Annotated in this window: 15 protein-coding genes and 1 pseudogene; 6 read left to right on the forward strand and 10 right to left on the reverse strand. The window is 69.6% G+C overall.

Features of this window, described 5'->3' with window-relative positions; translation table 11 throughout:
• The 10 genes and pseudogenes from ABZT49_RS27510 to coxB all read right to left on the reverse strand — a co-directional run.
• A pseudogene (locus tag ABZT49_RS27510) lies at positions 1 to 635 on the reverse strand (hypothetical protein); the annotation flags it as partial.
• 23 nt (positions 636 to 658) lie between these two features.
• Positions 659 to 3655, reverse strand: coding sequence for a transglycosylase domain-containing protein (locus ABZT49_RS27515; RefSeq protein WP_355290805.1), 2997 nt, complete (start codon positions 3653 to 3655; stop codon positions 659 to 661).
• A gap of 93 nt (positions 3656 to 3748) precedes the next feature.
• Positions 3749 to 4552 carry an SURF1 family protein gene (locus ABZT49_RS27520; RefSeq protein WP_355290807.1) on the reverse strand — a complete coding sequence of 268 codons (804 nt, stop codon included), beginning with the start codon at positions 4550 to 4552 and terminating at the stop codon, positions 3749 to 3751.
• A complete protein-coding gene (locus ABZT49_RS27525) occupies positions 4549 to 4917 on the reverse strand; it encodes a DUF983 domain-containing protein (RefSeq protein WP_355290809.1) in 369 nt (122 codons plus the stop codon). Before ABZT49_RS27525 ends, ABZT49_RS27520 begins: the two co-directional genes overlap by 4 nt.
• A gap of 110 nt (positions 4918 to 5027) precedes the next feature.
• Positions 5028 to 5888, reverse strand: a complete 861-nt coding sequence (locus tag ABZT49_RS27530) for a cytochrome c oxidase subunit 3 (RefSeq protein WP_355290811.1) — start codon at positions 5886 to 5888, stop codon at positions 5028 to 5030.
• A gap of 174 nt (positions 5889 to 6062) precedes the next feature.
• Positions 6063 to 6656: a cytochrome c oxidase assembly protein gene (locus ABZT49_RS27535; protein WP_355290813.1), complete on the reverse strand. Its 594-nt coding sequence runs from the start codon at positions 6654 to 6656 to the stop codon at positions 6063 to 6065.
• 20 nt (positions 6657 to 6676) lie between these two features.
• Positions 6677 to 6832, reverse strand: a complete 156-nt coding sequence (locus ABZT49_RS27540) for a hypothetical protein (protein ID WP_177302967.1) — start codon at positions 6830 to 6832, stop codon at positions 6677 to 6679.
• 31 nt (positions 6833 to 6863) lie between these two features.
• Positions 6864 to 7814, reverse strand: coding sequence for a heme o synthase (locus ABZT49_RS27545; protein WP_355290815.1), 951 nt, complete (start codon positions 7812 to 7814; stop codon positions 6864 to 6866).
• Positions 7815 to 8016: 202 nt separating this feature from the next.
• On the reverse strand, positions 8017 to 9645 hold the full coding sequence (ctaD, locus tag ABZT49_RS27550; protein ID WP_109972894.1) for a cytochrome c oxidase subunit I: 1629 nt from the start codon (positions 9643 to 9645) through the stop codon (positions 8017 to 8019).
• 113 nt (positions 9646 to 9758) lie between these two features.
• Positions 9759 to 10631, reverse strand: coding sequence for a cytochrome c oxidase subunit II (gene coxB, locus ABZT49_RS27555; protein ID WP_407943581.1), 873 nt, complete (start codon positions 10629 to 10631; stop codon positions 9759 to 9761).
• A gap of 302 nt (positions 10632 to 10933) precedes the next feature.
• Between coxB and ABZT49_RS27560 the strand changes: the two genes are divergently transcribed.
• The 6 genes from ABZT49_RS27560 to ABZT49_RS27585 all read left to right on the forward strand — a co-directional run bounded on the left by ABZT49_RS27560 (position 10934) and on the right by ABZT49_RS27585 (position 18060).
• Positions 10934 to 11842, forward strand: a complete 909-nt coding sequence (locus ABZT49_RS27560) for a LysR family transcriptional regulator (RefSeq protein ID WP_355290817.1) — start codon at positions 10934 to 10936, stop codon at positions 11840 to 11842.
• Positions 11843 to 12023: 181 nt separating this feature from the next.
• A complete protein-coding gene (locus ABZT49_RS27565) occupies positions 12024 to 12518 on the forward strand; it encodes a formate dehydrogenase subunit gamma (protein ID WP_355290819.1) in 495 nt (164 codons plus the stop codon).
• Positions 12515 to 14077 (forward strand): NADH-ubiquinone oxidoreductase-F iron-sulfur binding region domain-containing protein, encoded by a 1563-nt coding sequence (locus ABZT49_RS27570; protein WP_355290821.1) that lies wholly within the window; start codon positions 12515 to 12517, stop codon positions 14075 to 14077. Before ABZT49_RS27565 ends, ABZT49_RS27570 begins: the two co-directional genes overlap by 4 nt.
• Positions 14078 to 14089: 12 nt before the next feature.
• Positions 14090 to 16951 carry a formate dehydrogenase subunit alpha gene (gene fdhF / locus ABZT49_RS27575; protein ID WP_355290823.1) on the forward strand — a complete coding sequence of 954 codons (2862 nt, stop codon included), beginning with the start codon at positions 14090 to 14092 and terminating at the stop codon, positions 16949 to 16951.
• A complete protein-coding gene (gene fdhD / locus ABZT49_RS27580; protein ID WP_355290825.1) occupies positions 16938 to 17759 on the forward strand; it encodes a formate dehydrogenase accessory sulfurtransferase FdhD in 822 nt (273 codons plus the stop codon). Before fdhF ends, fdhD begins: the two co-directional genes overlap by 14 nt.
• 10 nt (positions 17760 to 17769) lie before the next feature.
• A complete protein-coding gene (locus tag ABZT49_RS27585; RefSeq protein WP_355290827.1) occupies positions 17770 to 18060 on the forward strand; it encodes a formate dehydrogenase subunit delta in 291 nt (96 codons plus the stop codon).
• Position 18061 lies beyond the last annotated feature (1 nt).

An 18061-nucleotide genomic window follows, 5' to 3' on the forward strand; every position in this document is an offset into this window, starting at 1 on the left:
AACTCGGCGATCTTCTTGCCCCCGTCCTCGATCTTGTTCGCGAGCTTGACCCCGAGCGGCAGCTTGCCCTCGAGGTCGTAGCGCGACTCGATGCAGGTGGTGTCGGGCGCCTCGCACCACGGCCGGTCGGGCCGGCGGGCGAAGGCCGCGGCCGGGTCCTTGGTCGGCGTGGCGTCGGCGGGGCTCAAGGCCTTGTGCTTGATCGCCGGGTCCATGCGCGACAGGAACGGGATCGTGGCGAAGCGCTTCAGGTCGATGCGGTCGGCGCTGCGGGGCACGATGAACCGCGCCTCGGCGACGTAGACCTTCAGCGCCTCGTGCCGGGGCTTGGCGACGCCGTTCACCGTCTGGACGTAGTCCGGCTCGACGTAGGCCGGATGGGGGGCGAGCAGCGCCTTCTGGGCCGGGCTGCGCTTGCCCCACTCGGTGAAGGGCACGAGGCCGCTCTCCGGGCTCGCCGGGTTGTCGCGGTGATCGGTGAACGCGATCGTGTTGGGGGCGATGCCGGCCGGATCGAGGCCCGTCACCGCCGGCACGTCCTTGGTGCGGTACTCGGCGAGCGCAGGGGAGGCCGCGAGGAGGGCGGCGAGCACGAGCGGGAAGAGGCGCGGGCGCGCCGTCAGGCTGTCACGCACGGAGAAAGTGTCCTGTCTTGAGGTCAGTAGTTCGGGTCGTCGCCGAACGGGTAGTCGGGATCGCGCCGGCGCGGCCGGCGGATGCCCTCGTCCTCGTCGCCGAAGGGCGAGCGGCTGCGCGCGCCCGGCCAGTACGGCTCGGGGGCGGGCACCGGCTGGGCCCGGCGGGCATAGGGGCGCGGCTCGGGCCGGCCGAACAGGGCGCCGAACGGGTCGTAGCGGTCGGCATCCGGCGCCTCGTCGGGCATCCGGCCCGGGTTCTCGCCCGGCAGACCGCCCTCGATCGCGTCGCCGTCCTGCTCGCTGTCCGGCCGCATCGCGTAGATCTGCTCCTGCGGCACCAGCTTGAAGCGGGTCTCGGCGAGGCGCCCGTCCACCGAGAGGCGGAAATGCTCCATGAAGCCGCCGCCGGCGACCCGGCTGCCGGAGCGCAGGTCGATCGGCTCGTCGGCGATCAGGCGCTTGGCCTCGGGGCTCGGGCCGGAGAGTGGGGACTTCGCCACCCCGTTGGCCCAGGCGGCCTGGAGCACTTGGGAAAAAATCGGCACCGAGAGGTGGCCGCCGGTCTGGCCGCGGCCGAGGGTGCGGCGCCGGCCGTCGGCATTGTCGTAGCCGACCCAGGCCACGATGGTGATCTCGTTGGTGAAGCCTGAGAACCAGGCGTCGTTCTCGTCCTCCGAGGTGCCGGTCTTGCCGGCGACGTAAGGCGAGAACCGGGCAAGCGCCGCGGCGGTGCCGCGCTGGGTCACGCCCTGGAGCAGGCTCTTGAGCTGGTAGAACGCCACCCGGTCGGCCGAGCCGATGCGGGCGAGCGGCCGGTCCGCGTGCTGGTAGAGCACCTTGTCGCCCTGCGTCACGCTCTCCAGGCCGTAGGGGGAAGGGCGCTCGCCCTCGTTGGCCACAGCTGCGTAGAAGGTCGCGAGGTCGATCATCCGCACCGGCTGGGCGCCGAGCACGAAGGGGTAGTAGCGCTCGCACTCGGCGTAGAGCTGCGCTTCGAGCGCGATGTCGCAGACCTTCGAGAGGCTCGCCGGCGCCTTCTCGGCGATGCCGCCGCGCAGGAGCTGCGCGGTGACGAGGTTCTTCGAGTGCTCCAGGCCGCGGCGCAGGGTGACGGGGCCGGAGCCACCCCCGCCCTCGTAGTTCTTCGGCGACCATGAATCGCCCACCCCGCCGATCGGCGGCAGGGTCACGCGGGCATCCATCACCAGGGTGTTGGGCTGCAGGCCGGCATTGAGCGCGGCAAGGTAGGTCAGGGGCTTCAGGGTCGAGCCGGGCTGGCGCACGCTCTGCGTCACCCGGTTGAGCTGGCTCAACGGATAGGAGAAGCCGCCCGCCATGGCGAGGATCCGCCCGGTGCGGTTCTCCAGCACCACGACCGCGCCCTGGACCTGCGGGCGGATGCGGAGATCCGCCCGGGGGGCGCCCTTGCTCTCCCACACCTTCACCCGCACGACATCGAAAGGAGCGAGCCGGCCGCGGGCCGCGCCCGGGTTCAGGCTCGCGACCCGCCCGTCGGCGAGGCCGACCCGCACGCCGCCCTGGCCGCCGGTCGAGAGCACCACGGCCGCCGGCCAGTGCACGTCGTAGAGCGGCAGGCGCGCGGTCTCGAGCGCCCGCTGCCAGGCGGGTTTCGGCCCGGCGGGTTTCACGACCTTGGCCTGCTTCGATCCCTTCTTCCCCTTCGGCTCGGGGGTCGGCGCGGGAGCGGGCTCGGGTGCCGGCGGGGCTCCGGCGGCCTCGATGCGACGCACGGCGTCGGCGAGGTTCGCCTCCGGCCCCTCGTACCGCGCGCGGCCGGTCGAGGCCTCGTAGCGCGACAGGCTCTCCTGCAGGATGCCCTCGGTCGCCTCTTGGAGGCCGGCGTTGAGGGTCGAGCGCACCGTGTAGGCGCCGGCCGTCAGCGAATCGAGGCCGGCGAGCGTGCGCGCCTCGCGGGTGAGGTGGTCGACGAAGTGGAAGCCGGCATCCTGGCGCAGGCGCTCCAGCGGCGCGAGGCCCAAGGGGGCTGCGAGCGCCGTATTCATCTCGGCTTCCGTGATCGCGCCCTCCTCCTTCATGCGGGTGAGCACGTAGGCGCGGCGCTCCCGCGCCCGGTCGGGGTAGCGGTCGGGATTGTAGAAGTTCGGGCCCTTCGGCATGCCGCCGAGCAGCGCAGCTTCAGCCACGTTCAGGTCCTTGACCGACTTCCCGAAATAGCTCCGCGATGCCATCTCGACGCCGTAGGCGCCGCGGCCGAGATAGATCCCGTTGAGGTACAGGCCGAGGATCTCGGGCTTCGTCATCACCCGCTCGGCCCGGGCCGCGACGATCATCTCGCGGATCTTGCGCTCGTAGGTGACGTCGTCGCCGACGGACAGGTTCTTCACGACCTGCTGGGTGATGGTCGAGCCGCCCTGCGGCCGGCCCGGCGAGGCGAGGTTGCCGATGAAGGCCCGGATCACCCCGCGCTCGTCGATGCCGCGATGGGTGAGGAAGCGCTTGTCCTCGGCCGCGATGAACGCCTTCTGGACCAGCGGCGGGACCTCGCCGATCGGCACCGCGACGCGCCGGCCGTTGGGCTCGAAGGTCTCGGAGAAGCGCTGGCCCCGCCCGTCGAGGATCGTCGTCGCGCCGGGCAGCCGCAGGGCCTTGAGGGCGTTGGCGTCCGGCAGGTCGGTGACCGCCTTGTTGTAGAACTCGATCACGGCCCGCGCCTCGAAGGGCGAGTTCGCCGGGTTCTCGCCCTTGCAGAACTGCTTGTAGCTCGTGTTGAGCTCAGCAATGTCGAGGCCGTGCAGCAGCTTGGATTCGCCCGCGACAGCCTTGGGATCCTCCATCGCGGTCGAGATCAGGTCGTCGAGGTTGATGTCCTCGATGTCGAAGGCCTTGCGCATGTGGGCGCAGCCGTCGCGCAGGAGCTGCACCACCGCCGGGCCGTCCTTGGCCGGATCGAACTGGGTCCGGATCGCATCGGGACGGGTGGTGACCTGGCTCAGCGTCAGGGCCGTGGCAAACAGCTTGATGAGGATCGCGTTCATCGATGACCAGGGGCCGGGACGAGGCCAGCGGCAGGAGGCGCCCGGCGGCCTGAACCGGACATGGACGGACCCGACATCGACAACGCGGCTGTTTTAAGGACGCGGCGGGGAGGCCGGTGACGGGGCGGCAGGGTCCACGGCCTCGCCCGGCAGGCGGCGCAGGGCGAAGGCCGTGAACACCCCGATCAGGCAGAGCGCGAGGCCGAACCACGTGAAGGCGTATTGCAGGTGGTTGTTCGGCAGGTCGACCCGCAGCTGCCCGCCCTTCGGCCAGCCGCCGGGAACGGGCGTGGCGTCGGCCTCGATCAGGTAGGGGGCGACGCCGGTCAGGCCTTTCGCCGCCGCGATGCCCGGAACGTCGCGGTTGAACCACTCGCCGGTCTGCGGGTTCGGCGCCGGCACGAACATCGCCCGCGCCTCGCTCTGGCGCAGCATGCCGGTGACGGTGGTCTCGGTCGTGACCTGTCCGGCCGCGCGGCGGGCCGGATCCTTGAGCTCGGTCGGCACGAAGCCGCGATTGACGAGCACGGTGCGGCCGTCGTCGAGCGCCAAGGGGGTCACGACGTAGTAGCCCTGGAGCGCCCGGCCCGGCGTGTCGCCGGGCGCCAGCCCGTGGACCAGCGTCTCCTTGTCCTGAAGAAAGCGGCCGGTGGCCCGCACCCGCTCGAACTCGTCGCGGACGGGATCGAAGCCGTCGAAGGCCGGCAGCGGCGCCGGCGGCTCGATGCGCGAGCGGGCGACGATCCGGTCGATCAGCGCCTCCTTCCAGGCCTTGCGCTCGAGCTGCCAGACCCCGAGTCCGATCAGGATGCTTAAGCAGACCAGGCTCGCGAGGGCAGGGACCACGAGATCGCGCAGGGCCGCGCGCCGCTCCGCCGGGCCAGCCGGCGCCGTCACCGGAAGCGCCCCTGCGCCGCCTTGTTGGAATATTGCAGCGCCGCCATCATGCCCTTGAGCGGCCGGACCAGGAGCAGGCTCAGGACGATCGAGAGCGGCGCCCAGAGCGCGGCGTGCACCCACATCGGCGGCTCGTAGGCGAACTCGACCCACATCGCCAGGGCCACCACCACGATGCCGACGATCGACATCACGAAGAAGGCCGGGCCGTCGGCGGAATCGATGAAGCGGAAATCGAGGCCGCAGACCTCGCAGGAGGGGCGGAAGCTGAGGAAGCCCTTGAACAGGTGTCCCTCGCCGCAGCGCGGGCAGCGGCCGCGCAGGCCGACGGTCGCCGGGGAGTCGACGGTGCGGTTGTTGTCCATGGGGTCAACTCCTGAACGCGGGGATGCCAGCGCGATCTGGGGGTTTCTCGTCATAAGAAAAAGGGCGGCTCTCGCCGCCCTCTCATGATCCTGGTGCGTGAGGTGCTGGCTTAATGCGCGGCGGCGTGGCCGACGCCCGAGCCCCAGACGTAGATCGCGGCGAACAGGAACAGCCACACCACGTCGACGAAGTGCCAGTACCAGGCGGCGAACTCGAAGCCGAGGTGCTGCTTGGGGGTGAACTGGCCGAGATAGATCCGGTACAGGCAGACCGCCAGGAAGATCGTGCCGATCAGCACGTGGGCGCCGTGGAAGCCGGTCGCCATGAAGAAGGTGGCCGAGTAGATGCTGCCCGAGAAGCCGAAATGGGCGTGGCCGTACTCGTAGGCCTGGACGCAGGAGAACAGCGCGCCGAGCGCGATGGTCAGCCACAGGCCGTACTTCACGCCCTTGCGGTCGCCGTGCAGCAGGGCGTGGTGGGCCCAGGTGATCGTGGTGCCCGAGGTGAGCAGGATCAGGGTGTTGAGCAGCGGCAGGTGCCAGGGATCGAACGCCTCGACGCCCTTCGGCGGCCACAGGCCCCCGGTGAACTCGACGCGCGAGGCCTGGATCGGGTCGCCGGAATAGAGCGCCGCCTCGAAATAGGCCCAGAACCAAGCGACGAAGAACATCACCTCGGAGGCGATGAACATCATCATGCCGTAGCGGTGCGACAGCTGCACCACCCGGGTGTGGTCGCCGGTATTCGCCTCGTGGACGACGTCCCGCCACCAGCTCAGCATGGTGTAGAGCACGCCGATCAAGCCGGCGAAGAAGATGTAGGGACCGAGCGCGAGGTTCGCGATGGTCAGGCTCTTCATCCACAGGACGGCGCCCGTCGTCATCGTGAAGCCGCTCATCGAGCCGACGAGCGGCCACGGGCTCGGATTGACGAGGTGGTAGTCGTGGTGCTTCCCGTGCGCCTCGGCCATCGTGTCGGGTCTCCTGCCTGCTCTTGCGACCGGTCGCGCCCCGCGCCGGCCGTGGATCTCGTTTGACGCGGGGCGGCTCGCTCCCGGCGCCCCGGCTTGTCCGCCATCGGCGCTTAAGGTCACGCTTTAATGCCGCCCCGGCGGGGTTGTCACCTCGTCAATTGGCCCAGCCCCTCAATTCGCCTTGGTCCCCGCCGGCGTCGCGAGGGCGGCCTGCGGCTGGCCGTTCTTCGACGCGAAGTAGGTGTAGGACAGGGTCATCTCGGTGAGGTCGCGGGTGTTCGCATCGGCCTTGATGCCGGGCTCGAGGTAGAACACCACCGGGAAGTCCATGGTTTCGCCGGGCTGCAGCGTCTGCTCGTTGAAGCAGAAGCACTGCACCTTGACGAAGTAGCCGCCGGTCAGCCCGGGCTGGACGTTGAACGTCGCGATGCCGGTGCTCGGCACGCTGCCGGTGTTGGTGACGCGGAAGAACACCGTCTTGGTGGCCCCCAGTTGCGCCTCGACCTGCGGCGTCTCCGCCGCGAAGCGCCAGGGCAGCCCCGGCGCGACGTTGGTGTCGAAATGCACCAGCATGCTGTCCTGACTGACAGGGCCGGCGGCGGCCGCGCCCCGCAAGGGAGTACCGTCGTAGCCGGTCGCCTTGCAGAACAGGTCGTAGAGCGGGACGAAGGCGAAGGCGAGGGCCGTCATCCCGACCACGATGCCGAGGCAGGCGAGCGCCGTGGTGCGGGCTCGTTTCTGCTGGTGGTTGCGCGCATCGGTCATGGCGGCATCGCCCCTTCGCGTCACAGCGGCCGGTTGAGGACCTGGGGCCCGAGCTTGGCGATCGTCAGCACGTAGAAGATCAGGACCAGGGCGGCGAGCACCATCGCGATCGCGATGGAGCGCTTGCGCCGGCGCTGGATCTCGTCGGGGGTCAGTTGCTGGGGCACCGCACTCATCGCTGCATCGACCGGAGGGGGAGGGGTGCGCTCAGCCGAAGACCGGCCGGAACAGCCCGAGGCCCTGTTCCGCCAGCAGGGCGGAGAAGAGCAGGAACAGGTAGAGGATCGAGAAGCCGAACAGGCTCATCGCCGCCTTGTTGGCCGCCTCGCCCTCGCGCCGGTGCAGCACCTGGACGCTCAAGCCCACCATGGCGAGGCCGCCGACGAGGCCGACGAGCCCGTAGATCATCCCGCCGAAGCCGAGGAAGACCGGGGCGAGGCCGAGCGGGGCCAGCAGCACCGAGTAGGCGAGGATCTGGCGGCGGGTCGAGTCGGGCCCGGCGGTGTTCGGCATCATCGGGATGCCGGCCCGGGCGTACTCGCCGGCCTTGACCAGCGCCAGCGCCCAGAAATGCGGCGGGGTCCAGATGAAGATGATCAGGAACAGGACCGTGCCCTCGATCCCGATCGAGCCGGTGACCACCGCCTGGCCGATCATCGGCGGCAGGGCGCCGGCGGCACCCCCGATCACGATGTTCTGCGCCGTCGAGCGCTTCAGCCACATCGAGTAGATCACGGCGTAGAACACGATGGTGAAGGCGAGCAGCCCCGCCGACAGCCAGTTCGCCGCCAGGCCCAGCACCAGCACCGAGCCGACCGAGAGGGTGAGCCCGAAGGACAGGGCCTCGCCCGGCTGGATCCGCCCGGCCGGGATCGGCCGGGTGCGGGTGCGGGTCATCACCGCGTCGACGTCGGCGTCCCACCACATGTTGAGGCAGCCCGAGGCGCCGGCCCCGACCGCGATCATCAGGAGCGAGATCGCCCCGATCACCGGGTTCACGTGCGACGGCGTCACCGTCATCCCGACGAGGGCGGTGAAGATCACCAGCGCCATCACCCGGGGCTTCAGGAGCGCGAAGTAATCCGCGACCTCGCCGCCGGAGCTGCTCGCCTCGGCGAAGGGACGGTCGGAGATCGCGCTGTTCGTCAGGGAGGTCATGCTGGGTGTCGCGGCCATCGTGTGAAAGGGCTTGAAGGTGTCGCGCTCCTCGCCGGAGCGCCCGTCCGGGCGCTCGGGGGAAGAGCCGGGACCGTGCCGGTCCCCGGATCTCCCGCGGGAGACTTGCGCCGGTCGGACGGGCAAGTCTCCGCGCTATGTTGGTCCGCCGCGGCTTTTCCGCGGCGAACCGTGGTCCTTCGCGTCAGTGGGCGTGGGACGGCTCGTCCACGATCACCGGCAGGGTCTCGTACTGGTGGAAGGGCGGAGGCGAGGTCAGGGTCCACTCGAGGGTGGTGGCACCCTCGCCCCACGGGTTGTCCGCGGCCCGCTCCTTGGAGCGGAAGGCGAGCACCACGCCGATCACGAACACGACCATGCCCAGCGCGAAGATGTGGCCGCCCATCGTGGCCACCCAATGCCAGCCCGCGAAGGCCTCCGGGTAGTCGGCATAGCGCCGCGGCATGCCGGCGAGGCCGAGGAAGTGCATCGGGAAGAACAGCACGTTGGCGCCGATGAAGGCGAGCCAGAAGTGCAGCTTGCCGGCCCATTCGGGGATGATGCGGCCGGTCATCTTCGGGAACCAGTAGTAGACGCCGGCGAAGATGATGAACACCGCGCCGAGCGACAGCACGTAGTGGAAGTGCGCCACGACGTAGTAGGTGTCGTGCAGGTAGCGGTCGACGGCAGCGTTGGCCAGGATCACGCCGGTGACGCCGCCGACGGTGAACAGGAAGACGAAGCCGACGGCCCAGTGCATGGCGGCGGTGAAGCGGATCGAGCCGCCCCACATCGTGGCGATCCAGGAGAAGATCTTCACGCCGGTGGGAACCGCGATCACCATGGTGGCGAACACGAAGTAGGACTGGGTCTGAAGCGTCAGGCCCACGGTGTACATGTGGTGGGCCCACACCACGAAGCCGACGACGCCGATCGCCACCATCGCGTAGGCCATCGCCAGGTAGCCGAACACGGGCTTCCGGGAGAAGGTCGAGATGATGTGCGAGACGATGCCGAAGGCCGGCAGGATCATGATGTAGACTTCGGGGTGGCCGAAGAACCAGAACAGGTGCTGGTACAGGATCGGGTCGCCGCCGCCGGCCGGATCGAAGAAGGTCGTGCCGAAGTTGCGGTCGGTGAGCAGCATCGTGATCGCGCCGGCGAGAACCGGGAGCGACAGGAGCAGCAGGAACGCGGTCACCAGCATCGACCAGGCGAACAGCGGCATCTTGTGCAGGGTCATGCCCGGCGCACGCATGTTCAGGATGGTGGTGATGAAGTTGATGGCGCCGAGGATCGAGCCTGCGCCCGACAGGTGCAGGGCGAAGATCGCGAAGTCGACGGCCGGGCCGGGATGGCCGGCGGTGGAGAGCGGCGGGTAGACGGTCCAGCCGGTGCCGGCGCCGACCGCGCCGGGGGCGCCCTCGACGAACAGCGAGCAGACGAGGCTCATGAAGCCCGCGACCGTCAGCCAGAACGAGATGTTGTTCATGCGCGGGAACGCCATGTCCGGCGCGCCGATCATCAGCGGCACGAACCAGTTGCCGAACCCGCCGATGAGGGCCGGCATCACCATGAAGAACACCATGATGAGGCCGTGCCCGGTCACGAACACGTTGTAGGTCTGCGGGTTGGAGAAGTACTGCAGGCCGGGGGCCTCCATCTCCATCCGGATGCCGAAGGACAGGAAGGCGCCGACGATGCCCGCCGAGAAGGCGAACAGCAGGTAGAGGGTGCCGATGTCCTTGTGGTTGGTCGAGTTGAACCAGCGCGTGAAGAACGGTGGGGTGTGGTCGTGGGCGTGGTCGTGCCCTGCCGTGACGGCTTGAGCCATGGGGTCAGCCTCTTCGAGGAATGTCTCGGTCGGTCTGTCGAAAGGGGCGGGGCGCGCCGGCACCCCGCGTCATGAAATCAGCGGGCGCTGTTACCGCGCGTCAGCGATCATTGTTATTGCGCTTCCGCGAATTTGGCGCCGCCGTCGGTGCGGGCGAACTTGGTCTTGGCCTCCGCGGTCCAGGCCTGGAAGGCCTGCTCGCTCACCACCTTCACGGTGATCGGCATGTAGGCGTGGCGCTGGCCGCACAGCTCGGAGCACTGGCCGTGATAGGTGCCCTCACGCTCGGCCTTGAACCAGAACTGGTTGAGGCGGCCCGGGATCGCGTCGATCTTGAAGCCGAAGGACGGCATCGCCCAGGAATGCATCACGTCGGCGGCGGTGACCTGGATCTTCACGATCTTGTTCACCGGCACCACCATCTCGTTGTCGGTGGCGAGCAGCTTCGGCTGGCCCGACTTCACCTGGTCCTCGCCCTCGAGCAGGTTGGCGTCGAACTTGAAGCCGCCGACATCCTGCGGGTACTCGTAGGACCAGTACCAGGCGTGGCCGATGACCTTGACCATCAGGTCGGCCTTCGGGTCCGACAGCTGCGTGCGCAGCACCCGGAACGAGGGAATCGCGATCGCCACCAGGATCAGCACCGGAACGATCGTCCAGGCGACCTCCAGCATCGTGTTGTGGGTGGTGCGCGACGGGTTCGGGTTGGTCTTCTCGTTGAACTTGAAGATCACCGCGATCAGCAGGCCGAGCACGAACAGGACGACGGCCAGCATGATCCAGTTCAGAAGGTGGTGGAAATTGTAGATTTCCGTCGCCACCTCGGTCACCGGCCGCTGCAGGTCCATCTGCCACGGCACCGGCTGGCCCACGCCCGCCGCCGACGCGGCCGTGGCGGTGCCGAGGATCCCGGTCGCTGCCAGCGCCGCGGCGCGTCCCCAGAATCCGCGGCCCTTCGGCCGTCCTTGCGCCCTCGCCATCCCCATGGTGCCCTCGATGCTCCCCACAACAGGCTGTCTGCCGGCAACGGCTGCCCGCGCGGCGGGAGCGCCGTCGATCTCGGCCGCACGGTGCCGCTCCGCCGCCCTGCGGCCGTAGAGCCGGCCGAGACCCGGTCGGCGTCTCTCACCACAATGGCGCCGCAAGCGCAACGGCGTTGGCGTCGCATCGGCGTTCCGAATTCGCCTGTGGGCACTGGACATTCGTCGTGAGGCTCGAATGATTCCGCAAAAGCGTGCGCGACGGCTCGGGGCTTTCGCGACGCGCCGGACCTGGCCTCCACCCTTCGATGATCGACCGTCTCGAGTTCATCCTGGCGCTCGCCCAGGAGCAGCATTTCGGCCGCGCCGCCCAGGCCTGCGGGGTGTCGCAGCAGACCCTCTCGGCCGGCGTCAAGCAGCTCGAGGAGCGCCTGGGTGTGCTCCTGGTGCAACGCGGCTCGCGTTTCCAGGGCTTCACCCCGGAGGGCGAGCGGGTGCTCGACTGGGCGCGGCGCATCGTCGGCGACGCCCGCGCCATGCGCCAGGAGGTGGCGGCCCTGCGCCGGGGCCTGTCGGGCATGCTCCGGATGGCGGCGGTGCCGACCGCGACCCCGATGGTCGCCGCCCTCACCACCCCGTTCCGCGCCCGCCACCCGGCGGTGCGCTTCTCGGTGCAATCCGCGACCTCGCACGAGATCATCCGGCAGATCGCCAACCTCGAGCTCGATGCGGGCCTCACCTATATCGAGGACGAGCCCTTGGGCCGCGTCACGGCCCTGCCGCTCTACCGGGAGCATTACCGGCTGCTCACCGCGGCCGACGGGATCTACGGCGCGCGGGAGAGCGTGACCTGGGCCGAGGTCGGCCGCATCCCGCTCTGCCTCCTGACCCCGGCGATGCAGAACCGCCGCATCATCGACCGGCACCTGCGCGCCGCGGGCGCCGAGCCGGCGCCCCTCCTCGAGTCGAACTCGATGATCGTGCTGGTGACGCATGTGCGCACCGCCAAATGGGCCAGCATCATGCCGGCGGCGCTCGCCGAGACCTTCCGCCTCACCGAGCGGGTGCGGGCGGTGCCGATCACCGAGCCCGACGTCAGCCACACGATCGGCCTCGTCGTGCCCGAGCGCGATCCGATGACCCCGCTCGTCGCGGCGTTCCTCACTGAGGCGCGAGCCATCGCCCCGGGCCTCGCGGCGGAGGTGGCGGCGCTCTGAAACGGCCCCACCGCCGGTTCCATACGATCTTCGCAGAGATCGCGTTCGTTCGAGCGTTTTCCCTCGCCGAAGGCGAGTTCAACAAAAATTCCTTGTCGCTCCACCGGAACCACCCCGTTGATCCGGCGGCCCGGACCGCTCACGCTCCAGCCTAGAACGATAACGATCTGGGCTGGAAACCATGCCGAGCCACGACCTTGGCCGCGGAGCGGGCCGGGAGCCCTGGGACGTCGATCAGGCCGCCGCGATCGTCGCATCGCACGCCCACCGCGAGGGCGCGACGCTCCCGATCCTGCACGCTCTGCAGGCGACCTTCGGCTACGTCGATCAGGAGGCCGTGCCGCTGATCGCCGAGGCGCTCAACCTGTCGCGGGCGGAAGTTCACGGCTGCCTCACCTTCTACCACGATTTTCGCAAGGGGCCGGCGGGCCGCCACACCGTGAAGCTGTGCCGGGCCGAGGCCTGTCAGGCGATGGGCGCCGACGCCCTGCACGAGGACGTGCTCGCCCGCTACGACGTCGCCTGGCACGGCACCACCCGGGACGGGCGTGTGACGGTAGAGCCGGTCTTCTGCCTCGGGCTCTGCGCCTGCGGCCCGGCGGCCCTCGTCGACGGCGAGCCGGTCGGCCGCCTCGATCTCGACACCCTGGCGGATGCGCTGGAGACCGCCGCGTGAGCATCACTGTCTATCTGCCGAAGGACGCCGCGAGCCTCGCCCTCGGCGCCGACCGGGTCGCCAGGGCGCTGACCCGGGCCGCCGCCGTCCGCGGCCTCGACCTCACCCTGGTCCGCACCGGCTCGCGCGGCATGCTGTGGCTGGAGCCGCTGCTGGAGGTCGAAACGCCGGACGGGCGCATCGCCTACGGGCCGGTGCGACCAAGCGACGTCGAAGCGCTGCTCGATGCCGGGCTCGTCGACGGCGGTACCCATCCGCTCCGCATCGGCCGGCCCGAGGACCACCCCTATCTCGCGCGCCAGCAGCGTCTGACCTTCGGCCGCTGCGGGATCGTCGATCCGGCCTCGGTCGCGGATTACCGGGCCCATGGCGGCTATCGCGGGCTGGAAGCCGCGCTGGCGGCCGGGCCCGCCGGCACCGTCGAGGCGGTGAAGGCCTCGGGGCTACGCGGCCGCGGCGGCGCCGGCTTCCCGACCGGCATCAAGTGGAACACGGTGATGCTGGCGGAAGCCACGCAGAAATACGTGGTTTGCAACGCCGACGAGGGCGATTCCGGCACCTTCGCCGACCGGATGCTGATGGAGGGCGACCCCCTTACGCTGATCGAGGGCATGACCATCGCGGCTGTCGCGGTCGGGGCGACGCGCGGCTACATCTATTGCCGCTCCGAGTACCCCCACGCCTTCGCGGCTTTGGAAACCGCGATCACCGCCGCCGAGCGGGCGGGCTTCCTCGGCGCGAACGTCATGGGCTCTGGACGCGCCTTCCACCTTGAGGCGCGCCTGGGGGCCGGCGCCTATATCTGCGGCGAGGAGACCTCGCTGCTCGAGAGCCTGGAGGGCAAGCGCGGCATCGTGCGGGCGAAGCCCCCGATTCCGGCGCTGAAAGGCCTGTTCGGGCAGCCGACCCTCGTCAACAACGTGCTCTCCTTCGCCGCAATCCCGTGGATCCTGGAGCATGGCGGTGCGGCTTACGCGGCCTACGGCATGGGCCGCTCGCTGGGCACCCTGCCGATCCAGCTCGCCGGCAACGTCAAGCGCGGCGGCCTGATCGAGACCGCCTTCGGGCTGACGCTCCGCGAGGTCATCGAGGAATTCGGCGGCGGCACCGCCTCCGGTCGGCCCGTGCGGGCGGTGCAGGTCGGCGGGCCGCTCGGCGCCTACTTCCCCGAGAGCCTGTTCGACACGCCCCTCGATTACGAGGCTTTTGCTGCGAAGAAGGGCCTGCTCGGCCACGGCGGCATCGTGGTGTTCGACGACACCGTCGACCTCGCGCGCCAAGCCCGCTTCGCCTTCGAGTTCTGCGCCGCGGAATCCTGCGGCAAGTGCACGCCGTGCCGGATCGGCGCCGTGCGCGGGCTGGAGACGATCGACAAGGTGATCGCCGGCGAGTCGCCCCGCGAAAACCTCGCCCTCGTCACCGACCTCTGCGAGGTCATGACCGACGGCTCGCTCTGCGCCATGGGCGGTCTGACGCCCGTGCCGGTGATGAGCGCGCTCACCCATTTCCCGGAAGATTTTTCCGGCCGCGGCGCTCGCCTGCCGCTGGCCGCCGAGTGAGGACTTAAAGCCATGGCCCTCATCAAGGAAATCGACTACGGCACTCCGATCCGCGTCTGCGACCAGACCGTCACGCTGACGATCGACGGCCAGAGCGTCACGGTGCCGGCCGGCACCTCGGTGATGGCGGCGGCGATGCACGCGGGAACCCAGATCCCGAAGCTCTGCGCCACCGATTCGCTCGAACCCTTCGGCTCCTGCCGCCTCTGCCTCGTCGAGATCGACGGGCGGCGCGGCACGCCGGCCTCCTGCACCACGCCGGCCGAGGCCGGCATGGTGGTGCACACGCAGTCGGACAAGCTCGCGCGCCTGCGCAAAGGGGTGATGGAGCTCTACATCTCCGATCATCCCCTCGACTGCCTGACCTGCTCGGCCAACGGCGATTGCGAGTTGCAGACCCAGGCCGGCACGGTGGGCCTGCGCGAGGTGCGCTACGGCTATGACGGCGCCAACCACGTCTCGAAGAATTCCGAGCTGTATCTTCCGAAGGACGAGTCGAACCCGTACTTCGCCTACGACCCGTCGAAGTGCATCGTCTGCAACCGCTGCGTCCGGGCCTGCGAGGAGGTCCAGGGCACCTTCGCGCTGACCATCGCCGGCCGCGGCTTCGACTCGCGGGTGGCGGCGGGTCCCACCGACTTCTTCAACTCCGAATGCGTCTCCTGCGGCGCCTGCGTGCAGGCCTGCCCGACGGCGACGCTGCAGGAGAAGTCGGTCATCGCCCTGGGGCAGCCCGAGCATTCCAAGGTGACGACCTGCGCCTATTGCGGCGTCGGCTGCGCGTTCAAGGCCGAGATGCAGGGCGACCGGATCGTCCGCATGGTGCCCTACAAGGACGGCAAGGCGAACGAGGGCCATTCCTGCGTCAAGGGCCGCTTCGCCTACGGCTACGCCACCCACCAGGACCGCATCACCACGCCGATGGTGCGCGAGAAGATCACCGATCCCTGGCGCGAGGTGACGTGGGAGGAGGCGATCTCTCACGCGGCCACCGCCTTCAAGCGCATCCAGGCGCAGTACGGGCGCGACTCGATCGGCGGCATCACCTCGTCGCGCTGCACCAACGAGGAGGCCTACCTCGTCCAGAAGCTGGTGCGCGCGGGATTCGGCAACAACAACGTCGATACCTGCGCCCGGGTCTGCCACTCGCCGACCGGCTATGGGCTGATGTCGACGCTCGGTACCTCCGCCGGCACCCAGGACTTCAAGTCGGTCGAGCAATCCGACGTGATCCTGGTGATCGGCGCCAACCCGACCGACGGCCACCCGGTCTTCGGCTCGCGGATGAAGAAGCGCCTGCGCCAGGGCGCCAAGCTGATCGTGATCGATCCGCGCCGGATCGACCTCGTCCAATCGCCCCACATCCGGGCGGCGCATCACTTAGCCGTCAAGCCCGGCGCCAACGTGGCGATCGTCAACGCGCTCGCCCACGTCGTCGTGACCGAGGGGCTGGTGGATGAAGCTTACGTCCGCGCCCGCTGCGACCTCAAGGATTTCGAGATCTGGGCCCGCTTCATCGCCGACGAGCGCCACGCGCCGGAGGCGGTGCAAGACCTGACCGGCTGCGACCCGGCTGAGATGCGGGCGGCCGCCCGGCTCTACGCCAAGGGCGGCGCGGCAGCGATCTATTACGGGCTCGGCGTCACCGAGCACAGCCAGGGCTCGACCATGGTGATGGGCATGGCGAATCTCGCCATGGCCACCGGCAACATCGGCAAGCCGGGCGCCGGCGTGAACCCGTTGCGGGGCCAGAACAACGTCCAGGGCTCCTGCGACATGGGCTCGTTCCCGCACGAGCTGACCGGCTACCGCCACGTCTCGGACGACGCGACCCGCGAGACCTTCGAGGCCCTGTGGGGGGCGCAGCTCTCGCCCGATCCGGGCCTGCGCATCACCAACATGCTCGACGAGGCCGTCGCCGGCACGTTCAAGGGTCTCTACATCCAGGGTGAGGACATCGCCCAGTCGGATCCCGACACGCACCACGTCACGGCGGGCCTGCGAGCGATGGAGTGCATCGTCGTCCAGGACCTCTTCCTCAACGAGACCGCGAAATACGCCCACGTCTTCCTGCCGGGCGCCTCGTTCCTGGAGAAGGACGGCACCTTCACCAATGCCGAGCGGCGGATCAGCCGGGTGCGCCAGGTGATGGCGCCGATGGGCGGCTACGGCGACTGGGAGGGCACGATGCTGCTCTCGAACGCGCTGGGCTATCCCATGAGCTACAGCCACCCGTCCGAGATCATGGACGAGATCGCGGCCCTCACCCCGAGCTTTGCCGGCGTGTCCTACGCCAAGCTCGAGGAGCTCGGCTCGATCCAGTGGCCCTGCAACGACAAGGCGCCGCAGGGCACGCCGATGATGCATGTCGACCGCTTCGTGCGCGGCCTCGGCCGGTTCATGCTGACCGAGTTCGTCGCCTCCGACGAGCGCACCACGCGAAAATTCCCGCTGATCCTGACCACCGGCCGGATCCTGTCGCAGTACAATGTCGGGGCGCAGACGCGGCGCACCGCCAACTCGCTGTGGCATCCGGAGGACGTGCTGGAGATCCATCCCTTCGACGCCGAGAGCCGCGGCATCGTCGACGGCGACCTCGTCAGCCTGGAGAGCCGGTCGGGCGACATCGCCCTTAAGGTCCGGGTCACCGAGCGGATGCAGCCCGGCGTGGTCTACACCACCTTCCACCACGCCAAGACCGGCGCCAACGTCATCACCACCGACTACTCGGACTGGGCGACGAACTGCCCCGAGTACAAGGTGACGGCGGTGCAGGTTCGGCGTACCAACCGGCCCTCCGATTGGCAGGCCCGGTTCTATGAGGAAGACATCTCCCTCACCCGCATCGCACAGAGCCTCGATGCCGCCGAGTAGCGGCGTCGCGACGAGCCATGCCGTCCCGACCCGGGTCGTCGCCTACGGGCGCGGCGAGGAGCGGGACGGGATGCGCCCGCTCGCGGTCGAGATGCCGGTGAACGTGATCTACGGCGACGTGCCCTACGCCGTGATGATGACGACGCCGGCCGACCTCGAGGATTTCGCCTACGGCTTCAGCCTGACGGAAGGGATCGTCGCCGGGGCCGACGAGATCCGCGGCGCCGTGGTCGAGGACGGCGAGGGGGGCTTGCGCCTCGTCGTCGATCTCGCGCCGGGGCGCCTGCGCGAGCACCTCGCCCGCAAGCGGGCGCTGTCGGGCCGCACCGGCTGCGGCGTCTGCGGCATCGACGACCTGAAGGACATTCCCAGAGCCGAGCGGCGAAGTGCGGAGGGCGTCACGGTCTCGCTCTCGGCGGTCGAGCGGGCGTTGCAGGCCCTCGACGACCTCCAGGTGCTCGGCCGCGAGACGAGGGCGGTCCATGCCGCCGCCTGGGCCACCCGCGACGGGACCGTGCTGGCCGTGCGCGAGGATGTCGGCCGCCACAACGCCCTCGACAAGTTGATCGGCGCGCTCCTGCGGGCCGGCACCGCGCCTGAGGACGGCTTCCTCGTCATCACCAGCCGCTGCTCGTTCGAGATGGTCGAGAAGGCGGCGAGCTTCGGCGCGGCGATCCTGGTGGCGATCTCGGCCCCGACCTCGCTCGCCGTCGAGCGCGCCGCCCTGCACGGCCTGACCCTCGCGGCGATCGCCCGCCACGACACCGTCACCCTGTTCACCGCCCCCGAGCGACTGACCGTCCCGTGAGTGTTTTGCAATGAGCGCCGTCGATCCCAACGAGAAGCTCGTCCGCATGGCGAACCAGATCGCCGCCTTCTTCCGCTCCTACCCCCCGGACGAGGCGGTGGCGGGCATCCACAAGCACGTCACGGCGTTCTGGACCCCGCGCATGCGCGATCAGCTCGTCGCTTATTGCGGGGAGGCCGATCACGGCCTCGACCCGCTGGCGCTCACCGCCCTGAAGATCACCCCGAAGGCGAAGAGCCCGATCCGGGACGCGGTGACGGACCCGCACGCGCAGGGGCTGGGAGCGAGCGACGCGGGGTAAC

Source organism: Methylobacterium sp. EM32, assembly GCF_040593685.1.
Lineage (GTDB): Bacteria > Pseudomonadota > Alphaproteobacteria > Rhizobiales > Beijerinckiaceae > Methylobacterium.

What these genes read in the sequence shown, in the direction of transcription:
- ABZT49_RS27525 (WP_355290809.1), bottom strand. Translation starts at nt 4,917, where the DNA reads ATGGACAACAACCGCACCGTCGACTCCCCGGCGACCGTCGGCCTGCGC.
- coxB (WP_407943581.1), bottom strand. Translation starts at nt 10,631, where the DNA reads ATGGGGATGGCGAGGGCGCAAGGACGGCCGAAGGGCCGCGGATTCTGG.
- ABZT49_RS27535 (WP_355290813.1), bottom strand. Translation starts at nt 6,656, where the DNA reads ATGACCGATGCGCGCAACCACCAGCAGAAACGAGCCCGCACCACGGCG.
- ABZT49_RS27540 (WP_177302967.1), bottom strand. Translation starts at nt 6,832, where the DNA reads ATGAGTGCGGTGCCCCAGCAACTGACCCCCGACGAGATCCAGCGCCGG.
- ABZT49_RS27515 (WP_355290805.1), bottom strand. Translation starts at nt 3,655, where the DNA reads ATGAACGCGATCCTCATCAAGCTGTTTGCCACGGCCCTGACGCTGAGC.
- fdhD (WP_355290825.1), top strand. Translation starts at nt 16,938, where the DNA reads ATGCCGCCGAGTAGCGGCGTCGCGACGAGCCATGCCGTCCCGACCCGG.
- ABZT49_RS27530 (WP_355290811.1), bottom strand. Translation starts at nt 5,888, where the DNA reads ATGGCCGAGGCGCACGGGAAGCACCACGACTACCACCTCGTCAATCCG.
- ABZT49_RS27560 (WP_355290817.1), top strand. Translation starts at nt 10,934, where the DNA reads ATGATCGACCGTCTCGAGTTCATCCTGGCGCTCGCCCAGGAGCAGCAT.
- fdhF (WP_355290823.1), top strand. Translation starts at nt 14,090, where the DNA reads ATGGCCCTCATCAAGGAAATCGACTACGGCACTCCGATCCGCGTCTGC.
- ABZT49_RS27545 (WP_355290815.1), bottom strand. Translation starts at nt 7,814, where the DNA reads ATGACCTCCCTGACGAACAGCGCGATCTCCGACCGTCCCTTCGCCGAG.
- ABZT49_RS27565 (WP_355290819.1), top strand. Translation starts at nt 12,024, where the DNA reads ATGCCGAGCCACGACCTTGGCCGCGGAGCGGGCCGGGAGCCCTGGGAC.
- ABZT49_RS27585 (WP_355290827.1), top strand. Translation starts at nt 17,770, where the DNA reads ATGAGCGCCGTCGATCCCAACGAGAAGCTCGTCCGCATGGCGAACCAG.
- ctaD (WP_109972894.1), bottom strand. Translation starts at nt 9,645, where the DNA reads ATGGCTCAAGCCGTCACGGCAGGGCACGACCACGCCCACGACCACACC.